Origin of the sequence: Streptomyces blattellae, assembly GCF_009709555.1 — a bacterium.
GTDB lineage: Bacteria > Actinomycetota > Actinomycetes > Streptomycetales > Streptomycetaceae > Streptomyces > Streptomyces blattellae.
Window position 1 is genome coordinate 80,028 of the sequence record NZ_WJBG01000120.1, and the last position, 17,111, is coordinate 97,138.

Below are 17,111 nucleotides of genomic sequence, written 5' to 3' on the forward strand. Positions count from 1 at the left end.
TGACAGGCACTCAAGTCTCTTGTTCCACGCCCGTAAACGGTTGATCCTTCTACTGCAGCCCGCAGCGGAACGCGACGCTCCGGGCTGTGTGCGCGATGACGTGCGCACCCCCCACAGACGCGCCACACCCGAGCGCGCCGCCAAGAGGAGGACTCCCTCGTATGGCACAACTGCGTAGCAAGAGACTCAGGTACGCCGGAATAACCAGCCTGGCGACCGCCGCCCTGCTGGGCGGGCTCACCGCACTTCCCGCCGAGGCCGCTCCGGCCGAGGGGAAGGTGCTCGCGGCCGACTCCCCCACCGCGATCAAGGACAGCTACATCGTCACGCTCAAGAAGAGCGCCGGTCTCAAGGCCGCGTCGAGCGAGGGCAAGGGCCTGGTCAAGGAGTACGGCGGCACAGTGAAGAAGACGTTCGGCGCAGCGCTGAACGGTTACACGGCCACCCTCTCCGCGGCCGAGGCCGCGCGGCTCGCCGCCGATCCGGCGGTGGCTTCCGTGGAGCAGAACCAGCGCGTACAGCTGACCGACACCACACAGAGCAACGCTCCCTGGGGCCTGGACCGATCGGACCAGACCTCGCTCCCGCTGTCCGGCACCTACACCTACCCGGACAGCGCGGGCAGCGGCGTGACCGCGTACGTCATCGACACTGGCGTGCGGATCTCCCACTCGGAGATCAGCGGCCGTGCCAGCTACGGCTATGACGCGGTCGACGGCGACACCACCGCCTCCGACGGCAACGGCCACGGCACCCATGTGGCCACGACGATCGCGGGCAGCACCTACGGCATCGCCAAGGCGGCGGACATCGTGGCGGTGCGGGTGCTGGACAACAACGGCTCCGGCACCACCGCGGGCGTGATCGCGGGCGTCGACTGGGTGACGGCCAACCACTCCGGTCCCTCGGTCGCCAACATGTCGCTCGGCGGCGGCGCCTCCGCGTCGCTGGACGCGGCGGTCTCGAACTCCATCGCCAGTGGCGTGACCTACGCGGTCGCGGCCGGCAACAGCAGCGCCAACGCCTCCTCGTACTCCCCCGCCCGCGTCGCCTCGGCGATCACGGTGGGCGCCACCACCAACACGGACGCGAAGGCCAGCTACTCCAACTACGGTTCGATTCTGGACATCTTCGCGCCCGGCTCCTCGATCACGGCCGGCTGGAACACCAGCGACACCGCGACCAACACCATCTCCGGTACGTCGATGGCGACGCCGCACGTCGCCGGTGCGGCCGCGGTCTACCTCGCGAACCACACCTCGTCCACCCCGGCGCAGGTCGCCTCGGCGCTGACCAGCGGCGCCACCACCGGTGTGGTCACCAGTCCGGGCAGCGGCTCCCCGAACCGGCTGCTGAAGATCGTCCCGTGACGGCAACGACCCTGAAATGACAGGGAGTTCCCCGGAGGCGTCCATCGCCTCCGGGGAACACTTGTGCAAAGGCCGTCATGAGTCGGGGTGGCCGTCTTCCGCATCTTGACGGCCCCCACACGGCTGCGTCACATTGAAGCCCGGCATCCGGCGCTTCGGGGGGCAAAGTCGCCAATGCAGACCATGGGGATCAAGCATTCTTCAACGGACGGCGCCGAGCGCGCGCGTCCCGGCCCGGCGCGGGACCTGACACCGCTGCTCGCGGGCGCCGCGACAGCCGTCGGGGGGATCGGCGCGGTGCTCGCGCTCGCCGACTCGGGCTCGCCGCTGCGCGGCCCGCTCACCCTCTTCTTCCTGCTCGCGGCACCGGCCGCGGCCATCGCCGCAGCCCTGCACGGACTGACCCCGCTCGGCCGGGTCCTGGTCGCGGGCGCGGGCGCGGTCGTCGTCAACATGCTGGTCGCCCAGGCCATGCTGACCCTGCACCGGTGGTCGATCGGAGGCGGTATCGCCGCCGTGACCGCGACCAGCTCCCTGACGCTCCTGCTGGTTCTGGTACGGCGGCTGCGCGGCCGTACGGCGAGAAGGCGGACTGACTGACGTGGACATCGGCGTGTACCGCCCCGGCGAGCTGAGCGAAGCCGACCGGGCGGCCTGGACGGCCATGCAGTCGAAGGCGCATCTGCACGGGTCTCCCGAGCTGGCGAACCCGTTCCTGTCCCCCGAGTTCACGCTCGCGGTGGGACGGCACCGGCGCGGCGTGCGGATCGCGGTGGTACGGCAGGACGGCGAACCGGTCGCGTTCTTCCCCCACCAGAGGTCCGCCGCCGGCGTGGGACGGGCCGTCGGTCTCGGCGTCTCCGACGCCCAGGGGCTGGTGCACCGGCCCGGGTTCACCTGGGACGCCCGGGCGCTGCTGCGGGCCTGCTCCCTGTCCGTCTGGGAGTTCGACCACCTGGTGGAGGGCCAGGGGCCGTTCCAGGCGAGGGCCACCGGCAGCTTCGCGTCGCCCGTGATGGACGTCGACCAGGGCTACGACACCTATCTGAGCGATCTGCGCGCCCGGTCGCCGAAGTTCACCAGGACCACGCTCGCCAAGGACCGCAAGCTCGGCCGGGACGCGGGCGAGGTCCGCTACGTCCACGACGAGCGCGACCCGGCCGCCCTGCGCACGCTCATGGGGTGGAAGTCTGCGCAGTACCGCAGGACCGGGCGCAGCGACCGCTTCGCGCACGAATGGATCAGTCAGCTCGCGCAGCACCTGTTCCACACCCGCTCCGAGCCGTTCGCGGGGATCCTGTCCGTGCTGTACGCGGGCGGCAAGCCGGTCGCCGCGCACTTCGGGCTGCGCACCCAGCGGGTGCTGGCGTGCTGGTTCCCGGCGTACGACCCGGCGTTCTCGAAGTACTCCCCGGGCCTGATCCTGCATCTGCGGATGGCCGAGGCGGCTGCCGCCGGCGGGATCGCGTATCTGGATCTCGGCCGGGGCCAGAAGGAATACAAGGACTCCCTCAAGACACGGGAACTCAGCGTGTCCGAGGGGTGGGTGACGCGTCGTCACCCGGTGGCACTCGGCCACCGGGTGCGCCGCGCCCCGGTCCGGGCACTGCGCAACACGGTGGTGGCCCGGCCGGAACTGTTCGAACGAGCGGACAGCCTGCTCAAACAGGTGGGCAAAATCCGTTCAGTAGCGGACATAACAACAAAAAAGTGAGGTCTTGTTTCAGGCCTTGCCATACAGGCTCAATCGTCAATACCGTCGTACATCTCACCCGCATCGGTTTCATCGGCTTTCGGTCCAAGGGGAGGGCTCGCGGACCGCGATGGCTCCGAGCGGGGCGCGGTAGGGGGGTGCCGTGCTCGGTGACCGCACCATGTGCCGAGTCGTGCCGCGCGACCGAATGCCCGATCGCGGCAGTCGGCCAGCTTTGCCAGCTCACCCGGCGTGCACGGAGATCCATTTCGGCGTGCCGTAGGTGAGATACCCCCCTTTCGAACCGGATACAGAGCGGGGCCGCCCGGGGGCGGGCGGTCCACCGGACGAGAGGGACCAGACTCATGAGCTCAGTTCTGCGCCCGGCCAGTACGGGCCAGGATCCGACCACCGCCGGTGCCTACCGGCCCGTCTCCTCTCACCTGGCCATCGCGCCGCCGGTGAGCGTGGTGATTCCCGCCATGAACGAGGCGGAGAATCTCCCGTACGTCTTCAAGACGCTGCCCGGCTGGATCCACGAAGTGATCCTCGTGGACGGCAACTCCACGGACGGCACCGTCGAAGTGGCCCGCGAACTGTGGCCCGAGGTCAAGGTCGTCGAACAGCACGGCAAGGGCAAGGGGGACGCGCTGATCACCGGCTTCGAGGCGGTCACCGGCGACATCATCGTGATGGTCGACGCGGACGGCTCGGCCGACGGCAACGAGATCGTGTCGTATGTCTCCGCCCTGGTCTCGGGCGCGGACTTCGCCAAGGGCTCCCGCTTCGCCAACGGCGGCGGCACGGACGACATGACGCCGATCAGAAAGCTCGGCAACTGGGCGCTGTGCACCGCCGTAAACCGCAAGTTCGGCGCCCGCTACACCGATCTCTGCTACGGATACAACGCCTTCTGGCGGCACTGCCTGGACAAGATCGACCTCGACTGCACCGGCTTCGAGATCGAGACCCTGATCAACATCAGGGTGGTCAAGGCGGGTCTGAAGGTGCAGGAGATACCCAGCCACGAGTACCTCCGCATCCACGGCACCAGCAATCTGCGGGCCGTGCGGGACGGGCTGCGGGTGCTCAAGGTGATCCTCAAGGAACGCTCCAACCGGCGTGCGCTGCGCCGCCGTGAGCAGCACTCCCCGATGCTCGACTCGGTGCGGGGAGAGGTGTCTTGAGCAGTCCGGGCGTCTCCGTCGTGATCTCCGTCGTGATCTGCGTCTACACCGAGGACCGCTGGGACGACATCCTGGCGGCGGTCGCCTCGGTCCGGGCGCAGTCCCGGCCCGCCCTGGAGACGCTGCTGGTCGTCGACCACAACGCGGCGCTCCTGGACCGGCTGGACAAGGAGTACAAGGAAGTCGCCGCGGTACGAGTGCTCGCCAACGCGGGTCCCCGCGGGCTGTCGGCCGGCCGCAACACCGGCATCGCGGCCTCGCACGGCGAGGTGATCGCCTTCCTCGACGACGACGCCGTCGCCGAGCGGGACTGGCTGCGGCACCTCGCGGACGGGTACGCCGACCCGAGGGTGATGGCGGTCGGCGGGCGCACCATGCCGATCTGGGCGTCGCGGCGCCGGCCGGCCTGGTTCCCGGAGGAGTTCGACTGGGTGGTGGGCTGCACCTACAAGGGCCTGCCCGCCGGCCGGGTCCGGGTGCGCAACGTCCTCGGTGGCAATGCCTCGTTCCGTCGTACGGCGTTCGAGGCGGCCGGCGGATTCGCCACCGGCATCGGACGCGACGGCGACAGGCGCCCGCTGGGCTGCGAGGAGACGGAGCTGTGCATCCGCCTCACCCGGGCCAGACCGGACGCCGTCCTGCTGATCGACGACCGTGCGGTGATCCACCACAGGGTGCCCGAGGCGCGTGAGCACTTCGGGTACTTCCGCACGCGCACCTACGCCGAGGGCCTGTCCAAGGCGCTGGTGGCGCGAAGTGTCGGCGCGGACAAGGGACTTGAGTCCGAACGCCGGTACGCGACCCGGGTGCTGCCCGCCGGGGTGGCCCGCGGACTGCGCGACGCCCTGCTGGCCCGGCCGGGCGGCGCGGGGCGGGCGGGCGCGATCGTCGCGGGCGTGCTGACGGCGGCGGGCGGGTACGTCGTGGGGAGCGTGCGGGCCCGCAAGTCGGCGTTCGTCGTGCCCGGGTTCGAGGGAGACGGACATGACTGACTCGTCGTGCCCGGGTTCGAGGGAGACGGACATGACTGACTCGTCGTGCCCGGGTTCGGGGGGACGGACATGACTGACGCACGCGTGCCGATCCTCATGTACCACGCGGTCACCGCCGAGCCGAGCGATGCCACCCGCGCCCTGTCCGTCACACCCGAGGCGTTCGCCGCGCAGATGGCGGTGATCGCCGACCTGGGCCTCACCCCCGTCTCCACGGCGGAGCTGGCCGAACGCTGGCGCCACGGCGGGCCGCTGCCCGAACGCCCGGTCCTGGTCACCTTCGACGACGGCTACGAGGGCGTGCACCGGCACGCCCTGCCCGTGCTCGCCAGGCACTCCTTCGCGGCCACCGCGTTCGTCACCACCGGCTGGCTGCGCGGCCCGCACCACACCGGCGGCGCACTCGGCGCCATGCTCGACTGGGACCAGGTCCGCGACCTCGCCGCCGCCGGTGTCGAGATCGGCGGGCACAGCCACACCCATCCGCAGCTCGACCAGCTCCCGGACGACGGGCTGCGCCGGGAGCTGATCTTGTGCAAGGAGCTCGTCCAGGACGAACTGGGCCGCGTACCGGCTTCGTTCGCCTACCCGTACGGCTACTCCAGCCGCCGGGTGCGCGAGGCGGTCCACGAGACGGGGTACGGCCAGGCTCTCGCCGTCGGCAACGGTCTCGCGCGGCGTCGGCAGGGCCCGTACGCCCTGACCCGGCTCACCGTGCGGCGCAGCACCGGAATCGACGAGTTCACGCGGCTGGTCGACGGCCGCGCGATCGCCCGGACGTTCGCCGGGGACCGTGCCCTCACCAAGGGGTACGCCCTGGTCCGCAGAGCCCGACAGGTCCGCCGGAAGGCCATCCGCTCCCGTGTCTGACACGACCACCGAAACCGAGGCCCAGCCCACGACACAGGCGCCCCCGCAGCCGGGGCGCCGACTGCGTCTGCCCGGCCTCGGCCGGTCCGGCGGCGGCAGCAGCCACCTGTTCCGCAACGCCTACGCGCTGATGCTCAACACCGGTATCTCCGCCGTGCTGGGCCTCGGCTACTGGCTGGTCGCCGCCCGCTACTACTCCGAGTCGGCGGTCGGCCAGGGCTCCGCAGCGATCGCCGCGATGAAGCTCCTCGCGGGCCTGACCGCGGTGACCCTGACCGGCGCCCTGGCCCGCTTCATACCGCTCGCCGGACGCGACACCGGGCGGCTCGTCTTCCGTACCTACGCGGGCAGTTCGGTGATCGTGGCGCTGGCCGGTGGCGTCTTCCTGCTCACGCTGGACGTGTGGGGGCCGTCGTACCGCTTCCTGGACGGGCCGCTGCCCGCGCTGGGGTTCGTGGTGTCGGTGATCGCCTGGAATCTGCTCACCCTCCAGGACGGAGTGCTGACCGGGCTGCGCAGCGCGCTGTGGGTGCCGGTGGGTAACACGGTGTTCTCCGCGGTCAAGCTGGTGCTGCTGTTCGCCGTCGCCGCGGCGATCCCGACGGCCGGCGTCTTCGTGTCCTGGGTCGCGGCGATCGCGGTGTCCGTGCTGCCGCTGGGCTGGCTGGTGTTCCGGCGGCTGGTGCCCCGGCATGTGAAGGCGACCGAGGAGCGGGCCGAGCCGCCCACGCTGAAGGAGATCGGGCGGTTCCTGGCGGGCGACTACACCGGTTCGCTGTTCTCGCTCGCGGTGGTCTATCTGGTGCCGGTGATCGTCGCCGCGCAGGTGAGTTCCGCCGACAATGCGTACTTCTACATCGCCGCCACCATCGGCGGGACGGTCAATCTGCTCGCCATCAACATGGGCGCCTCCCTGACCGTCGAGGGCTCGCACGATCCGGGGCGGCTGGCCGCCAACACCCGTGCCGCGCTGAAGCGGATGGTCCGGATCATGGTGCCGGTCGCCGTCATCCTGTTCTTCGGCGCCCCCTGGATCCTCGGTGTGTTCGGCGGGGGCTACGCGGACGCGGCCACGCCGTTGCTGCGCTGGTTCGCGGTCGGCGGGCTGCTGCGGGTCGTCATGGAGACGTACTTCGCGGTGCTGCGCGCGCAGAGCCGTACCGCCGGACTCGCCTGGCTGCAGGGCCTGTTGTGCGCGCTGGTGCTCGGGCTGACGCTGGTGCTGCTCCCCCGCATGGGGCTGACCGGGGCGGGCATCGCCGAGGTCGGCAGCCTCGCGGTGATCGTGGCGATCGCCGCGCCCAGGCTGCTGCGGACCGTCATGACCGCACCGGCCACCGCTCCGCAGGACGCGGCACCGCCCGACGGGGACCTCGCCGACCTGGGGGCGCGCGAGGCGCCCGGCGGGGCCGGGCTGCGCCGGCACGGGCCCGGCTGGGCACTCGACTCCGACACCCTCGTGCTCGGCATCCACGTCGACTTCGACCACCTGGAACGCCGTCCCGACGTGCGGCCGGGTCCGGGCACACCGCCCACCGGGACGCCGGTGGTACGGGAGGAACACCGGCCGACGTGGGCGCTCAAGCCCAGGCCGCCGGAGGCCCAGTTGCCGGAGGCCCAGTTGCCGGAGGTCAAGTTGCCGGAGGTGCCGCTCAGCACCAGGGCCGACGTCCCCGACGTCCCGGAAGCCCCCGACCCCCCCGAACCCCGCTCCCCACGCGAACGTCTCCGGCCCACCCCCTCCGGGGTGATCCTCGGCTGTCTGCTGATCGCCGCCCTGCTGCTGTACTGGGTCCCGGCCGTGCGCCTCGGCGAGGCCGACCTGGACGGCATGGGCGGGCTCGGGCTGATCTCCGTACTGCCGCTGCCGACACTGGCCGGTGCCGCGCTGCTGGCCGTGGTGTTCGCGTCGCTGCTCTGGCCTCAGCGCGAGCACCGGGCCCTGCTGCTGATCACGCTGCTCGCGACCGTCGTGTCGCTGCACGCGCTGCCCGCGGTGATCGAGACGGAACCGCGGTTCGCGACGGCCTGGCAGCATCTGGGCTTCCTCGACTACATCGACCGGACCGGCACCGCCGTACCCGACCTGGACGCGCGTTGGAGCTGGCCGGGCTTCTTCGCGGCGGCCACCTTCGTGGCGGAGGCCTGTGGGGTCACGGACTTCACCGAGGTCATCCGCTGGTGGCCGCTGACCATGCAACTGCTGTACCTGGCGCCGATGTTCCTGCTCACCCGCTCGATGCGGGCGAGCTGGCGTGCCAAGTGGACCGGCATCTGGGTGTTCGTGCTCAGCGGCTGGGTCGGCCAGGACTACTTCTCACCGCAGGGCTTCACCTATCTGCTGTACCTGGTGTTCGCGGCGATCCTGCTGGTCTGGTTCCGCGCGCCCCGCGTGATCTGGACGAAGCTGCGGCCCGGCGAGGCCGAGGTCGAGCCGACGGACCGGCGGCAGCGGACCGTGCTGCTGATGGTCCTGCTCGGCCTGTTCGCGGCGAGCGTGCCCGCGCACCAGCTGACCCCGTTCGTGATGCTGGGCGCGGTGACGGTCCTGGTCCTGATCGGCAAGTCCGAACTCCGCGGTCTGCCCGTCCTGTTCGGCGTGATGGTGATCACCTGGATCGGCTTCATGGCCGAGCCGTACTGGTCCGGTCACTTCGACGAGCTGTTCGGCGGGGTCGGCGGCGTCGGCGGCAATGTGTCCTCGTCGGTGTCCGGCCGGATCGAGGGCGGCAGCTCGACGCACCAACTCGTGCTGTACGCGCGCGTGCTGCTCGCCGGCGGTGTGATGGCCTTCGCCTGCTGGGGCTGGTGGCGGCGGCACGACAACGGATACCGGGAACGCTCGCTGCTGGTCCTGACCTTCGTGCCGTTCCTGGGCTTCGGCCTGCAGTCGTACGGCGGTGAAATAGCGCTGCGCATCTTCATGTTCGCGCTGCCGGGCGCCGCCCTGCTCACCGGTCTCGCCCTCTTCCCGCGCACCGGCGTCACCGCGAAGGAGCGCGACAAGGACCGGGTGAGCCTGGCACCGCTGGCCGCGCTGCTGGCGGGCCTGATCCTCATGGGCGGCTTCCTGGTGGCCCGCTGGGGCAACGAGCCGTTTGAGCGGGTACGGCCCGGCGAGGTCGCCGGCATGGAGTACGTGTACGCCCATGACGAGCCGAGCGCCCGGCTGCTGTGGCTGAGCAGCGACACGGTGAACGACGTGACACCGGCGATGCCATGGGGCTCGCGGGACATGGAGCGGGTGGAGTACGTGCCGACGCTCGCACCGACCGACCCGGTGCTGGTGTCGGGGCTGGTCAAGGCGCTGGAGGACGCGGGCCCGAACTCGTATCTGATGATCAACCGGAGTCAGGTGGTCTATCTGCAGTTGGACATGGGCTATTCGGAGACCTGGGACACGAGGCTCATCCAGAACCTGGACAAGCGGCAGGAGTTGACGAAGGCCTACGTCAACGAGGACGTGACCGTCTACGCCCTGCGCGAGCAGCCCGCAGGCGAGATCCCCGAGGCCGACCCCGGCCCGATCGGGCCGCAGGTGACCTGGACGCCCTGGTCGGTCGTCGGAGGTCTCGCCGCACTCGCGCTGATCGTGCTGCTCACGGCGCGTGAGGTGGTCCGGGTCGCGGTGCGGCCGAGTGTGCGGCAGCTGCGGTGGCTGCAGAGCACGTTCTGGTTCTCGCTGCCGCTGCTGGCGGTGTTGCTGGCTTCGCTGGTGCAGCGGTTCCTGACGGTCAAGTAGGTGAAGTGGCTCAGCAGGTGAAGTGGGTCGGCCAAGTAGCTGAAGTGGCTCAGCGCTGGAGCCACTTCACCCCGTACGCCTGCATCTCCACCTGCCTGCCGTCGACCGTCGCGCTGATCCGCCGGTCCTGTGTGTTGACCACGAGGGCGACCTCGTCGGTGGCGAGGACCCGGACCTCGGAGACGTCGGCCTGCACGACGGAGACGTTCGCGTACCGCGTGCCGGGCGGAAACTCGGCGTTGAACCGCGCGACCAGGTCGTACATGGGCAGCTTCCGGCCGCCCCCGCTCCCGGATGTGGGCGTCCACAGGCACCCGGGGCATTCGGTGCCCTTCTCCTCCTCCGGGTTCCAGTAGAAGCCGGAGGAGGCGCCGCCCTTGGCCATCGCGATCATCCCGGCGGCCTGGACGGCGCCGCGGCGGGACTCGGACCAGCCGTGCCGGTCGTCGCCGCCGTCGGCGGGCTCGACGTAGTACTCGGCCCACCACAGCGGCAGTCCGGGCGCCCGCTCGCGCACCCATCGTCCGACGGCGGTGAACTTGTCGGTGGCCGCGAACTCGTCGGGCAGCAGCTCGTCGTCCCGGGTGTAGCTGGAGCCGTCGACGACGACGAAGTCGGCGCCCGCCTTGTGCTCGTTCCAGTAGTCGAAGGCGTCCAGGGTCCGCTGGTCCATCGCGCCCCAGGACCCCTTGAACGTCTCCGACGCGTCCTCCTCACTCGGATCGAGACTGTCCATGACCAGGTACGGGCCGCCGACCATGATGTCCTTGTCGACCTTCTTCAGCGCCTGATAGACGCGGTTGTAGAGCTCGGTGTAGCCCTCGTAGTCCCAGCGGGACTCGGCGTCGTTCCAGAAGCCCTTGAACTCGTTCCAGACGATGAAGTGGCGGACGTCCGGATAGCGCCTGGCGACGGTCGCGGCGAGCGCGGCGTAGTCGTCGAAGTGCTCGGGGTCCGGCGCGGTCTCCAGCGCGGCCTGGCTCCAGTCGGTGTCGTCGGCGCCCGCCTTGCCGCCCTTCATCCAGTCGGGAGCGCAGCACAGCGTGACCACCGGGGTGCCGCCGGACTCGCGGACGAAGTCGATACGGCGGTCCATCGCCGCGAAGTCGTAACGGCCCTTCACCGGCTCGGGATTGTCGGCGCCCCAGCCCATGATGTGCTGAACCTGCGGCAGCCCCCCGCCCCGCGACAGCAGCCCCTCGACGCGGGCGACGGCGGCGGGGCTGCCCTCGTCGGCGCTGAACTGGGTGTGCGTGAAGCCCCAGCCGACCTCGGGCTCGGGCTGGTCCGGCGCGGGAGCCGGGGTGCCGTGCACCCGGTCGCCTTCGCGCGCGGTGCCTTCGGTGCTCGCGCCGTTCCCCGGAAGCGTGTTGAGCAGGGTCACGACCAGGGCCAGTGCGGCCGCACCGACACCGAGCAGCGCGGTGAGCCGCCACCGCCCCGCCCCCGAATTCCACCCATGACGTCCCATCGAGGGCCACAGTATCGGCGGAAAACACCGTTCGGGAGCCTGTTCCTGTTACTGGACGGACACAACCAACACCGGCGATATGCACCACACCCGACACTCCGGACCCACTGCGGAAACCGGGTGCACTCGGCGCCCTCGTGCCGGATCATGGGCCCATGTCTGTGAACCCGCACGAAGCTCTGCCGATCCGGCTCAACGTCGACGACAGCGACTCGCCGTCCGACGTCGTCGACGCGCTGTTCCTCGGCCGCTTCGCGACGGGTGAGCAGCCGTACTCGCACGCGGCGAACATCGACCGCGTACGGTCCGGGGCGACCCTCCTGCCGCCGGACGCCCGCGTGCTGCGCGCCGCCCGCGACGACGACCGCAGCGCGACGCTGGCGGAGGGCGACGGCTGGACGATGCTGATCTCCCGCTGGAACCGGGGCGCCGACGTCACCGTCACGGCGACCAGCGCCGAACTGGCGAAGAAGGTCCTCGAACAGGCCACGGACGGCGCGGCGGACGAACCCGAGCCGCAGCCGGAGAACGTGACGATGGGCTTCTGGTACGTCTCTCCCAGGCGCGGCCCGCACCGCACGACACGGCAGATCTCCGCGGGCACGTGGGACGAGGTGCGGCCCAACTACACCGCGCCGGTCGCGGACGCGATGGACCGCCTGATGAAGACGACCCCGGAGGACATCGCGGGCCGCCTCCTGTTGCTGCACGGCCCGCCCGGCACCGGCAAGACCTCGGCGCTGCGCACGCTGGCCCGGTCCTGGCGGGACTGGTGCCAGGTGGACTGCGTGCTGGACCCCGAGCGGCTCTTCAGTGACGTCGGCTATCTGATGGACATCGCGATCGGCGAGGAGGACTCGACGGGCAAGGGCCGCTGGCGGCTGCTGCTCCTGGAGGACTGCGACGAACTGATCCGCGGCGAGGCCAAGCACACGGCGGGCCAGGCGCTGTCGCGGCTGCTGAACCTGACGGACGGCCTCCTGGGCCAGGGCCGCAACGTCCTGGTCGGCGTCACCACCAACGAGGACCTGGAGCGCCTCCACCCGGCCGTCGTCCGCCCCGGCCGCTGCCTCGCCCGCATCGAGGTCGGGCGGCTGACCCACGGCGAGGCGGCCACCTGGCTCGGCACGGACGACGGCATCGACCGCGAGGGCGCGACCCTGGCGGAGCTGTACGCCCTGCGCCGGGGCACATCACCGACGGCGCTGCCGGAGCCGCGGGGGCGGGCGGAGGCGGGGCTGTACCTGTAGCCGGGAGCTTCGGGATCTACAGCCGCCGGCTTCGGGATCTGCAGCCGTCGTTTCGGGATCTGCAGCCGTGGTTTCGGGCGACCGGTGCTTTGATGGACGTATGACCCTGTTCGTCGGAACGTCGGGGTGGCAGTACAAGGACTGGCGGGGCGTCCTCTACCCGGCGGACTGTCCCGTGCGGCTCTGGCTGGAGGAGTACGCGGAGCGGTTCGCGACGGTCGAGATCAACAACGCCTTCTACCGGCTGCCGACGCGGGAGAACTTCGAGGCCTGGCGGAAGCGCGTCCCGCCGGACTTCGTGGTCGGGGTCAAGGCCAGCCGCTACCTCACCCACATCAAGCGGCTGCGGGACCCCGGGGAACCGGTGCACCGCCTGATGACCCACGCGGCCGGCCTCGGCGACCGCCTGGGCCCGGTCCTCCTCCAACTGCCGCCCACGCTCCGGGCCGACCCCGGCCTCCTGGACGCCTGCCTCGCCTGCTTCCCGCGCGGCACCCGCGTCGCCGTCGAACCGCGCCACGACTCATGGTGGACCGAGTCGGTCCGCCAGGTCCTCGAATCCCGCGGCGCGGCGTTGTGCTGGGCCGACATCCAGGCCCGCCCCATGACCCCGCTGTGGCGCACCACCGACTGGGGCTACGTCCGCTTCCACGAAGGCCGGGCCCAACCCTGGCCCCGCTACGGCCGCCAGTCCCTGACCACGTGGGTCCACCGCATCACGGACACCTGGACCGACGACCACGACGTCCACGCCTACTTCAACAACGACCCGGGCGGAGCGGCGGTGGAGGACGCGGTGCTGTTCGCGGGAGTGGCGAGGAAGGCGGGGCTGCGGGTGACGCGGGTGCCGATGGGGGTCCCCCCGCCCGAGCGGATTCGTGGGTGGGGGAGGGTGCCGACGCCTTGAAGCCCACGCCATGCCCGAGGCCCGCCATGCCGCGACCAGCCGCGACGGCGCGGCAGACAGCCGACCGGCCCGCAACCAGCCCTACTCCCCGTAAGCCGCCCGCAGGGCATCCCGCACCGCAGCGAGCGCCGCATCCTCGTCCAGCCCAAGCCGCCGGGCCCGCTCGACGTAAGCCTGGGCAGCCGAAGCCAGCTCCCGCTCCGCGGCCGAGCCGGCGGCAGCCACAAACGTCCCGTTCCGCCCCCGCGTCTCGATCACGCCGTCCGCCTCCAGCGCCCGGTACGCCTTGGCGACCGTGTTCGCTGCCAGTCCGAGCGACTCGGCGAGCCCTCGCACCGTCGGCAGCCGGTACCCCACGGGCAGCGCCCCCGCCCGTGCCTGCTCGGAGATCTGCGCGCGCACCTGCTCGTACGGCGGGGCACTGTCATCGATATGGATCTTCAAGGTCACGGGCCGATTGTCCCGCATCCGCCGCGTCCTGCCCCTCCGCCGGAGACGAGCCGCCGGAGCCGCCGGAGCCGCCGGAGGAAAATGAGAGGCATCCCGGCACGTCATACACGTAGCGTGCGGCCATATGACCGTCATCGTGCGCGAGCTGCGCCCCGAAGTCCGGGCGGACACCGAGGGCTTCGCCCGCATCCGCCACCGGGCCCTCCCGTACATCCTGTACACCCCGGAGTCCATCGCCTACGACGTCACGCACGCCCACCCCGACGCCCACTACCTTCCGCTCCTCGCCGAGGAGGACGGCGAGGTGATCGGCACAGCCAACGTCGGCATGGTCCACGACAGCCCGGAGCCCGGCCAGGGTTACATCAATCTGTACGTGCACCCGGAGCGGACGCACCGCGGCGTCGGCTCCCTGCTGGTCCGCGCCGCCGACGAGTACCTGGCCGCGCAGGGCGCGACCAAGGTCTTCGCCTGGGTCCTCGACGAACCCGGCAACCGCGCCTTCGCCGAGCGGCGCGGCTACCGGGCGAGCCGCTCCGCCCACTTCCTCCGCCTGGATCTGGTGAACGGCTCCCTCCCCCCGCTCCAGGACCTCCCGCCAGGCGTCGAGCTGCGGACGGGCGCCGACTTCGCGGACGACCCGCGCCCGCTGTTCCTCCTGGACGCGGAGACGATGGCGGACGAACCGAGCGACGTCGACTACGAGTTCACGGACTACGAGGACTGGCTGAACACCACCTGGCGGCACCCGCAGCTCAGTCGCGAACTCACCTCGGTCGCGCTCGTCGACGGCCGCCCCGCCGCCTTCAGCCTGGCCCGCACGGACGGCGGCTCCCGGTACGGCACCGCCATGACCGGCACCGCCCGCGACTTCCGCGGCCGCGGCCTCGCCAAGCTCGCCAAGAACGACTCCCTGCACCGCGCCCGCGCCGCCGGATTCACGGAGGCGTTCACGGGCAACGACGCCGGAAACGGTCCGATGCTCGCGATCAACAAGTGGTTCGGATACGAGATCTGCGCCACGGAGGTGCGCCATGTCCGCGAACTCGGCTGACCCGAAGACCTCCGTCGATGTCGTCCTCGTCAAAGGCGGCCGTACGAAGATCCGTTACCCGGCCGAGCTGCTCGGCGACGACGGCACCAGGATCGCGGTGCGCGCACCCTGGGCAGGCGACGCCACCCGCGACTTCGGCTTCGTACGCTTCGAGTCCGGCGACGTCTTCACCGAGTACTACTGGCGCGACCGCTGGTACTCGGTGAAGGAGGTCCGCGACGCCCGGTCCACGCTGAAGGGCTGGTACTGCGACATCACCCGGCCCGTCACGCTCTCCGGCACCGAGCTGGTCGTGGCGGACCTGGACCTCGACCTGTGGCGATCGGCCGACGGGACGGACGTACGGCGTCTGGACGAGGACGAGTTCGCCGAGAGCGGGCTGGAGCGGACGGACCCGGAGGCTGCGGCGGCGGCCGTGGCCGCACTGGACGAGCTGGAGTCGCTGGCCCGCACGGGCGACTTCGAAGCCCTGCTGACCTGAACGTCACAGCCGACCGCCGACCGCCGACCGCCTGCCGCCTGCCGCCTGCCACACCCGCCCGCACGCTGAACGTCACAGCCGGACCACCACCGCATACCGCTCGTCCTCCACCGCCCTCCCCCACAGCCGCGGCTCGTCCGACAGCCGTTCCACGCGCACGTCCCCGGCGAGTGGCGCGAGCAGCTCGGTGAGCCGGTCGGCGGGTATGCCGACCGGGCCGACCGTCCCCCACACGCCCTCGACCAGCACCAGCCGCCCTCCGGGACGCAACAACCCCCGCCAGTGCCGCAGGGCACGGCCGGGGTCGGGCAGCGCCCACAGGACATGCCGTACGAGCACGGTGTCGAACCGGTCCTCGCCCACCGGTGGCGCCGCCGCGTCACCGACGAGGAACACCGCGTCACGTCCTGCGAGCTTCGCTCTCGCCAGCGCGACCATGGCCGGGGACAGGTCGACGCCGGTGACGCGGTGCCCCTGCCCGGACGCGAGGAGCGACAGGCTGCCGGTGCCGCAGCCGAGGTCGAGGACGTCGCCCGGCCGTGCGGGCAGCCAGGTGCGCAGCCGGTCGTCCCAGGCCAGGCGCACCTCGGGGTCACGCAGGCCGTGGTCCGGCTCGTCGTCGAAGAAGGGAGCCGCCGCGTCCCAGTCGGCGACCGCCCCGGCGGGCGCGTTCTCGTCATCACTCATGCTCACAGCGTGACAGCCACCACTGACAATCGATGTCCGGTCGAAGCCCAGCCGAATGAAGTCAGTCGAATGAAGCCAGTCGAATGAAGGTCGAAATCGTGATGACCGCCACTGACAGCCGGGCGCCGATGAGGAACCCTCGCCGAAAGGGTCTACCTCCGTGAGAACGCGGAACCCGGTGGCCCTGGAGGAGGCAGCCATGCGCCGAGTCACCGTGCAGAAGCCCCTGAAGAAGACGGACGTCCGCCGGCTCCGCGAGCAGGCCGACGAGCGCCCCGCCGAGCGCCCCGAGGTCCGAAAGGACATCGCGCGCACATGGTGGCCGGACGGCTGACCGGGCAGATCACCGGGCGGCTGAGGTCGTGAAGCGCGTCAGCTGAGCCGTTTGCGGTAGTGGATGCGGTCGTACGGCCCGTCTGCGCGCCGCTCGACGACCTCGTAGCCGTATCCCGGGTAGATCTTCTGGTTCTCCCACATCAGCGCGTTCGTGTAGAGCCTGACCTCGGGCAGGCCTAGCGCACGCGCGCGTGCGTCCACGAAGTGCAGCAACCGTCGCCCCACTCCCCTGCCATGGGCGTCGGGGTGGACGGCGATGCTGTCGAGGAACAGATGGTCCTCGTGCGCCTCGATCACGACGAGGCCGAGCACCGGATCGCCTGTGACGAACACCTTCCCCGCGGCCACGTTCGCCGCGTGGTCCGCCTCCATGGGCACCGGCACCACCCCGATGCGCTCGATGTAGGGGCGGTACGCCGCGTCGGTGACGCTCTTCACAGCCGGTACGTCGGCGGTCGCGGCGGGCCGGATCTCGTCGTCTGTCATGACGCGAACCGTAGCTACCTGATCCCAGCCTGAGCACTCCCTTAAAGCCACCATAAGGATCTCCCTCACCCGCCTCCAGCAGGCGATTTCACGGTCTTCTGGGGCTAGCTTGCTGATCGCCCCCACGGGTTTCGG

At 70.9% G+C, this 17,111-nt stretch carries 16 protein-coding genes; 12 read left to right on the top strand and 4 right to left on the bottom strand.

Translation table 11 applies throughout. The features are described 5' to 3' along the window. The first annotated feature begins 161 nt into the window (after positions 1 to 161). The 7 genes from GFH49_RS10055 to GFH49_RS10085 all read left to right on the top strand — a co-directional run bounded on the left by GFH49_RS10055 (position 162) and on the right by GFH49_RS10085 (position 9,854). Entirely contained in the window at positions 162 to 1,370 is a 1,209-nt protein-coding gene (locus GFH49_RS10055) for a S8 family peptidase (protein ID WP_155055478.1), read from the top strand. A 183-nt stretch (positions 1,371 to 1,553) separates the two neighbouring features. Further along, complete coding sequence (locus GFH49_RS10060) at positions 1,554 to 1,970, top strand: hypothetical protein (protein ID WP_230396225.1); 417 nt, start codon at positions 1,554 to 1,556, stop codon at positions 1,968 to 1,970. 1 nt (position 1,971) lies between these two features. Continuing rightward, entirely contained in the window at positions 1,972 to 3,084 is a 1,113-nt protein-coding gene (locus tag GFH49_RS10065) for a GNAT family N-acetyltransferase (protein WP_155055479.1), read from the top strand. A gap of 344 nt (positions 3,085 to 3,428) precedes the next feature. Further along, positions 3,429 to 4,250 (top strand): glycosyltransferase family 2 protein, encoded by an 822-nt coding sequence (locus GFH49_RS10070; protein ID WP_155055480.1) that lies wholly within the window; start codon positions 3,429 to 3,431, stop codon positions 4,248 to 4,250. Continuing rightward, positions 4,247 to 5,242, top strand: a complete 996-nt coding sequence (locus GFH49_RS10075; RefSeq protein ID WP_196217916.1) for a glycosyltransferase family 2 protein — start codon at positions 4,247 to 4,249, stop codon at positions 5,240 to 5,242. Before GFH49_RS10070 ends, GFH49_RS10075 begins: the two co-directional genes overlap by 4 nt. Before the next feature lie 69 nt (positions 5,243 to 5,311). Further along, positions 5,312 to 6,112, top strand: coding sequence for a polysaccharide deacetylase family protein (locus tag GFH49_RS10080; RefSeq protein ID WP_196217917.1), 801 nt, complete (start codon positions 5,312 to 5,314; stop codon positions 6,110 to 6,112). Next, positions 6,105 to 9,854 (top strand): lipopolysaccharide biosynthesis protein, encoded by a 3,750-nt coding sequence (locus tag GFH49_RS10085; protein ID WP_155055481.1) that lies wholly within the window; start codon positions 6,105 to 6,107, stop codon positions 9,852 to 9,854. The genes GFH49_RS10080 and GFH49_RS10085 overlap by 8 nt, the downstream gene beginning before the upstream one ends. Positions 9,855 to 9,903: 49 nt before the next feature. Here GFH49_RS10085 and GFH49_RS10090 read toward each other — a convergent pair whose 3' ends face one another. Beyond that, positions 9,904 to 11,325, bottom strand: a complete 1,422-nt coding sequence (locus GFH49_RS10090) for a GH39 family glycosyl hydrolase (RefSeq protein ID WP_155055482.1) — start codon at positions 11,323 to 11,325, stop codon at positions 9,904 to 9,906. A gap of 155 nt (positions 11,326 to 11,480) precedes the next feature. On the opposite strand from GFH49_RS10090, the gene GFH49_RS10095 reads away from it, so the two are divergent. Both GFH49_RS10095 and GFH49_RS10100 read left to right on the top strand, forming a co-directional pair. After that, positions 11,481 to 12,575, top strand: a complete 1,095-nt coding sequence (locus tag GFH49_RS10095) for a DUF5925 domain-containing protein (protein WP_155055483.1) — start codon at positions 11,481 to 11,483, stop codon at positions 12,573 to 12,575. A gap of 100 nt (positions 12,576 to 12,675) precedes the next feature. Next, positions 12,676 to 13,482 carry a DUF72 domain-containing protein gene (locus tag GFH49_RS10100; protein ID WP_155055484.1) on the top strand — a complete coding sequence of 269 codons (807 nt, stop codon included), beginning with the start codon at positions 12,676 to 12,678 and terminating at the stop codon, positions 13,480 to 13,482. An 81-nt stretch (positions 13,483 to 13,563) separates the two neighbouring features. Here GFH49_RS10100 and GFH49_RS10105 read toward each other — a convergent pair whose 3' ends face one another. Continuing rightward, positions 13,564 to 13,932 carry a GntR family transcriptional regulator gene (locus tag GFH49_RS10105; protein WP_196217918.1) on the bottom strand — a complete coding sequence of 123 codons (369 nt, stop codon included), beginning with the start codon at positions 13,930 to 13,932 and terminating at the stop codon, positions 13,564 to 13,566. A gap of 124 nt (positions 13,933 to 14,056) precedes the next feature. On the opposite strand from GFH49_RS10105, the gene GFH49_RS10110 reads away from it, so the two are divergent. After that, positions 14,057 to 14,986, top strand: coding sequence for a GNAT family N-acetyltransferase (locus tag GFH49_RS10110; protein ID WP_155055486.1), 930 nt, complete (start codon positions 14,057 to 14,059; stop codon positions 14,984 to 14,986). Continuing rightward, the gene (locus GFH49_RS10115) at positions 14,967 to 15,467 is read left to right on the top strand and encodes a ribonuclease FAU-1 family protein (protein ID WP_155055487.1); all 501 of its coding nucleotides are present in this window, start codon (positions 14,967 to 14,969) and stop codon (positions 15,465 to 15,467) included. Before GFH49_RS10110 ends, GFH49_RS10115 begins: the two co-directional genes overlap by 20 nt. A 72-nt stretch (positions 15,468 to 15,539) precedes the next feature. Here the strand turns inward: GFH49_RS10115 and GFH49_RS10120 are convergent, their stop codons facing one another. Continuing rightward, complete coding sequence (locus tag GFH49_RS10120; RefSeq protein ID WP_155055488.1) at positions 15,540 to 16,154, bottom strand: class I SAM-dependent methyltransferase; 615 nt, start codon at positions 16,152 to 16,154, stop codon at positions 15,540 to 15,542. A gap of 199 nt (positions 16,155 to 16,353) precedes the next feature. On the opposite strand from GFH49_RS10120, the gene GFH49_RS40940 reads away from it, so the two are divergent. Beyond that, entirely contained in the window at positions 16,354 to 16,488 is a 135-nt protein-coding gene (locus tag GFH49_RS40940; protein WP_155055489.1) for a hypothetical protein, read from the top strand. A 38-nt stretch (positions 16,489 to 16,526) separates the two neighbouring features. Here GFH49_RS40940 and GFH49_RS10130 read toward each other — a convergent pair whose 3' ends face one another. Further along, on the bottom strand, positions 16,527 to 16,976 hold the full coding sequence (locus tag GFH49_RS10130; protein ID WP_155055490.1) for a GNAT family N-acetyltransferase: 450 nt from the start codon (positions 16,974 to 16,976) through the stop codon (positions 16,527 to 16,529). Positions 16,977 to 17,111 lie beyond the last annotated feature (135 nt).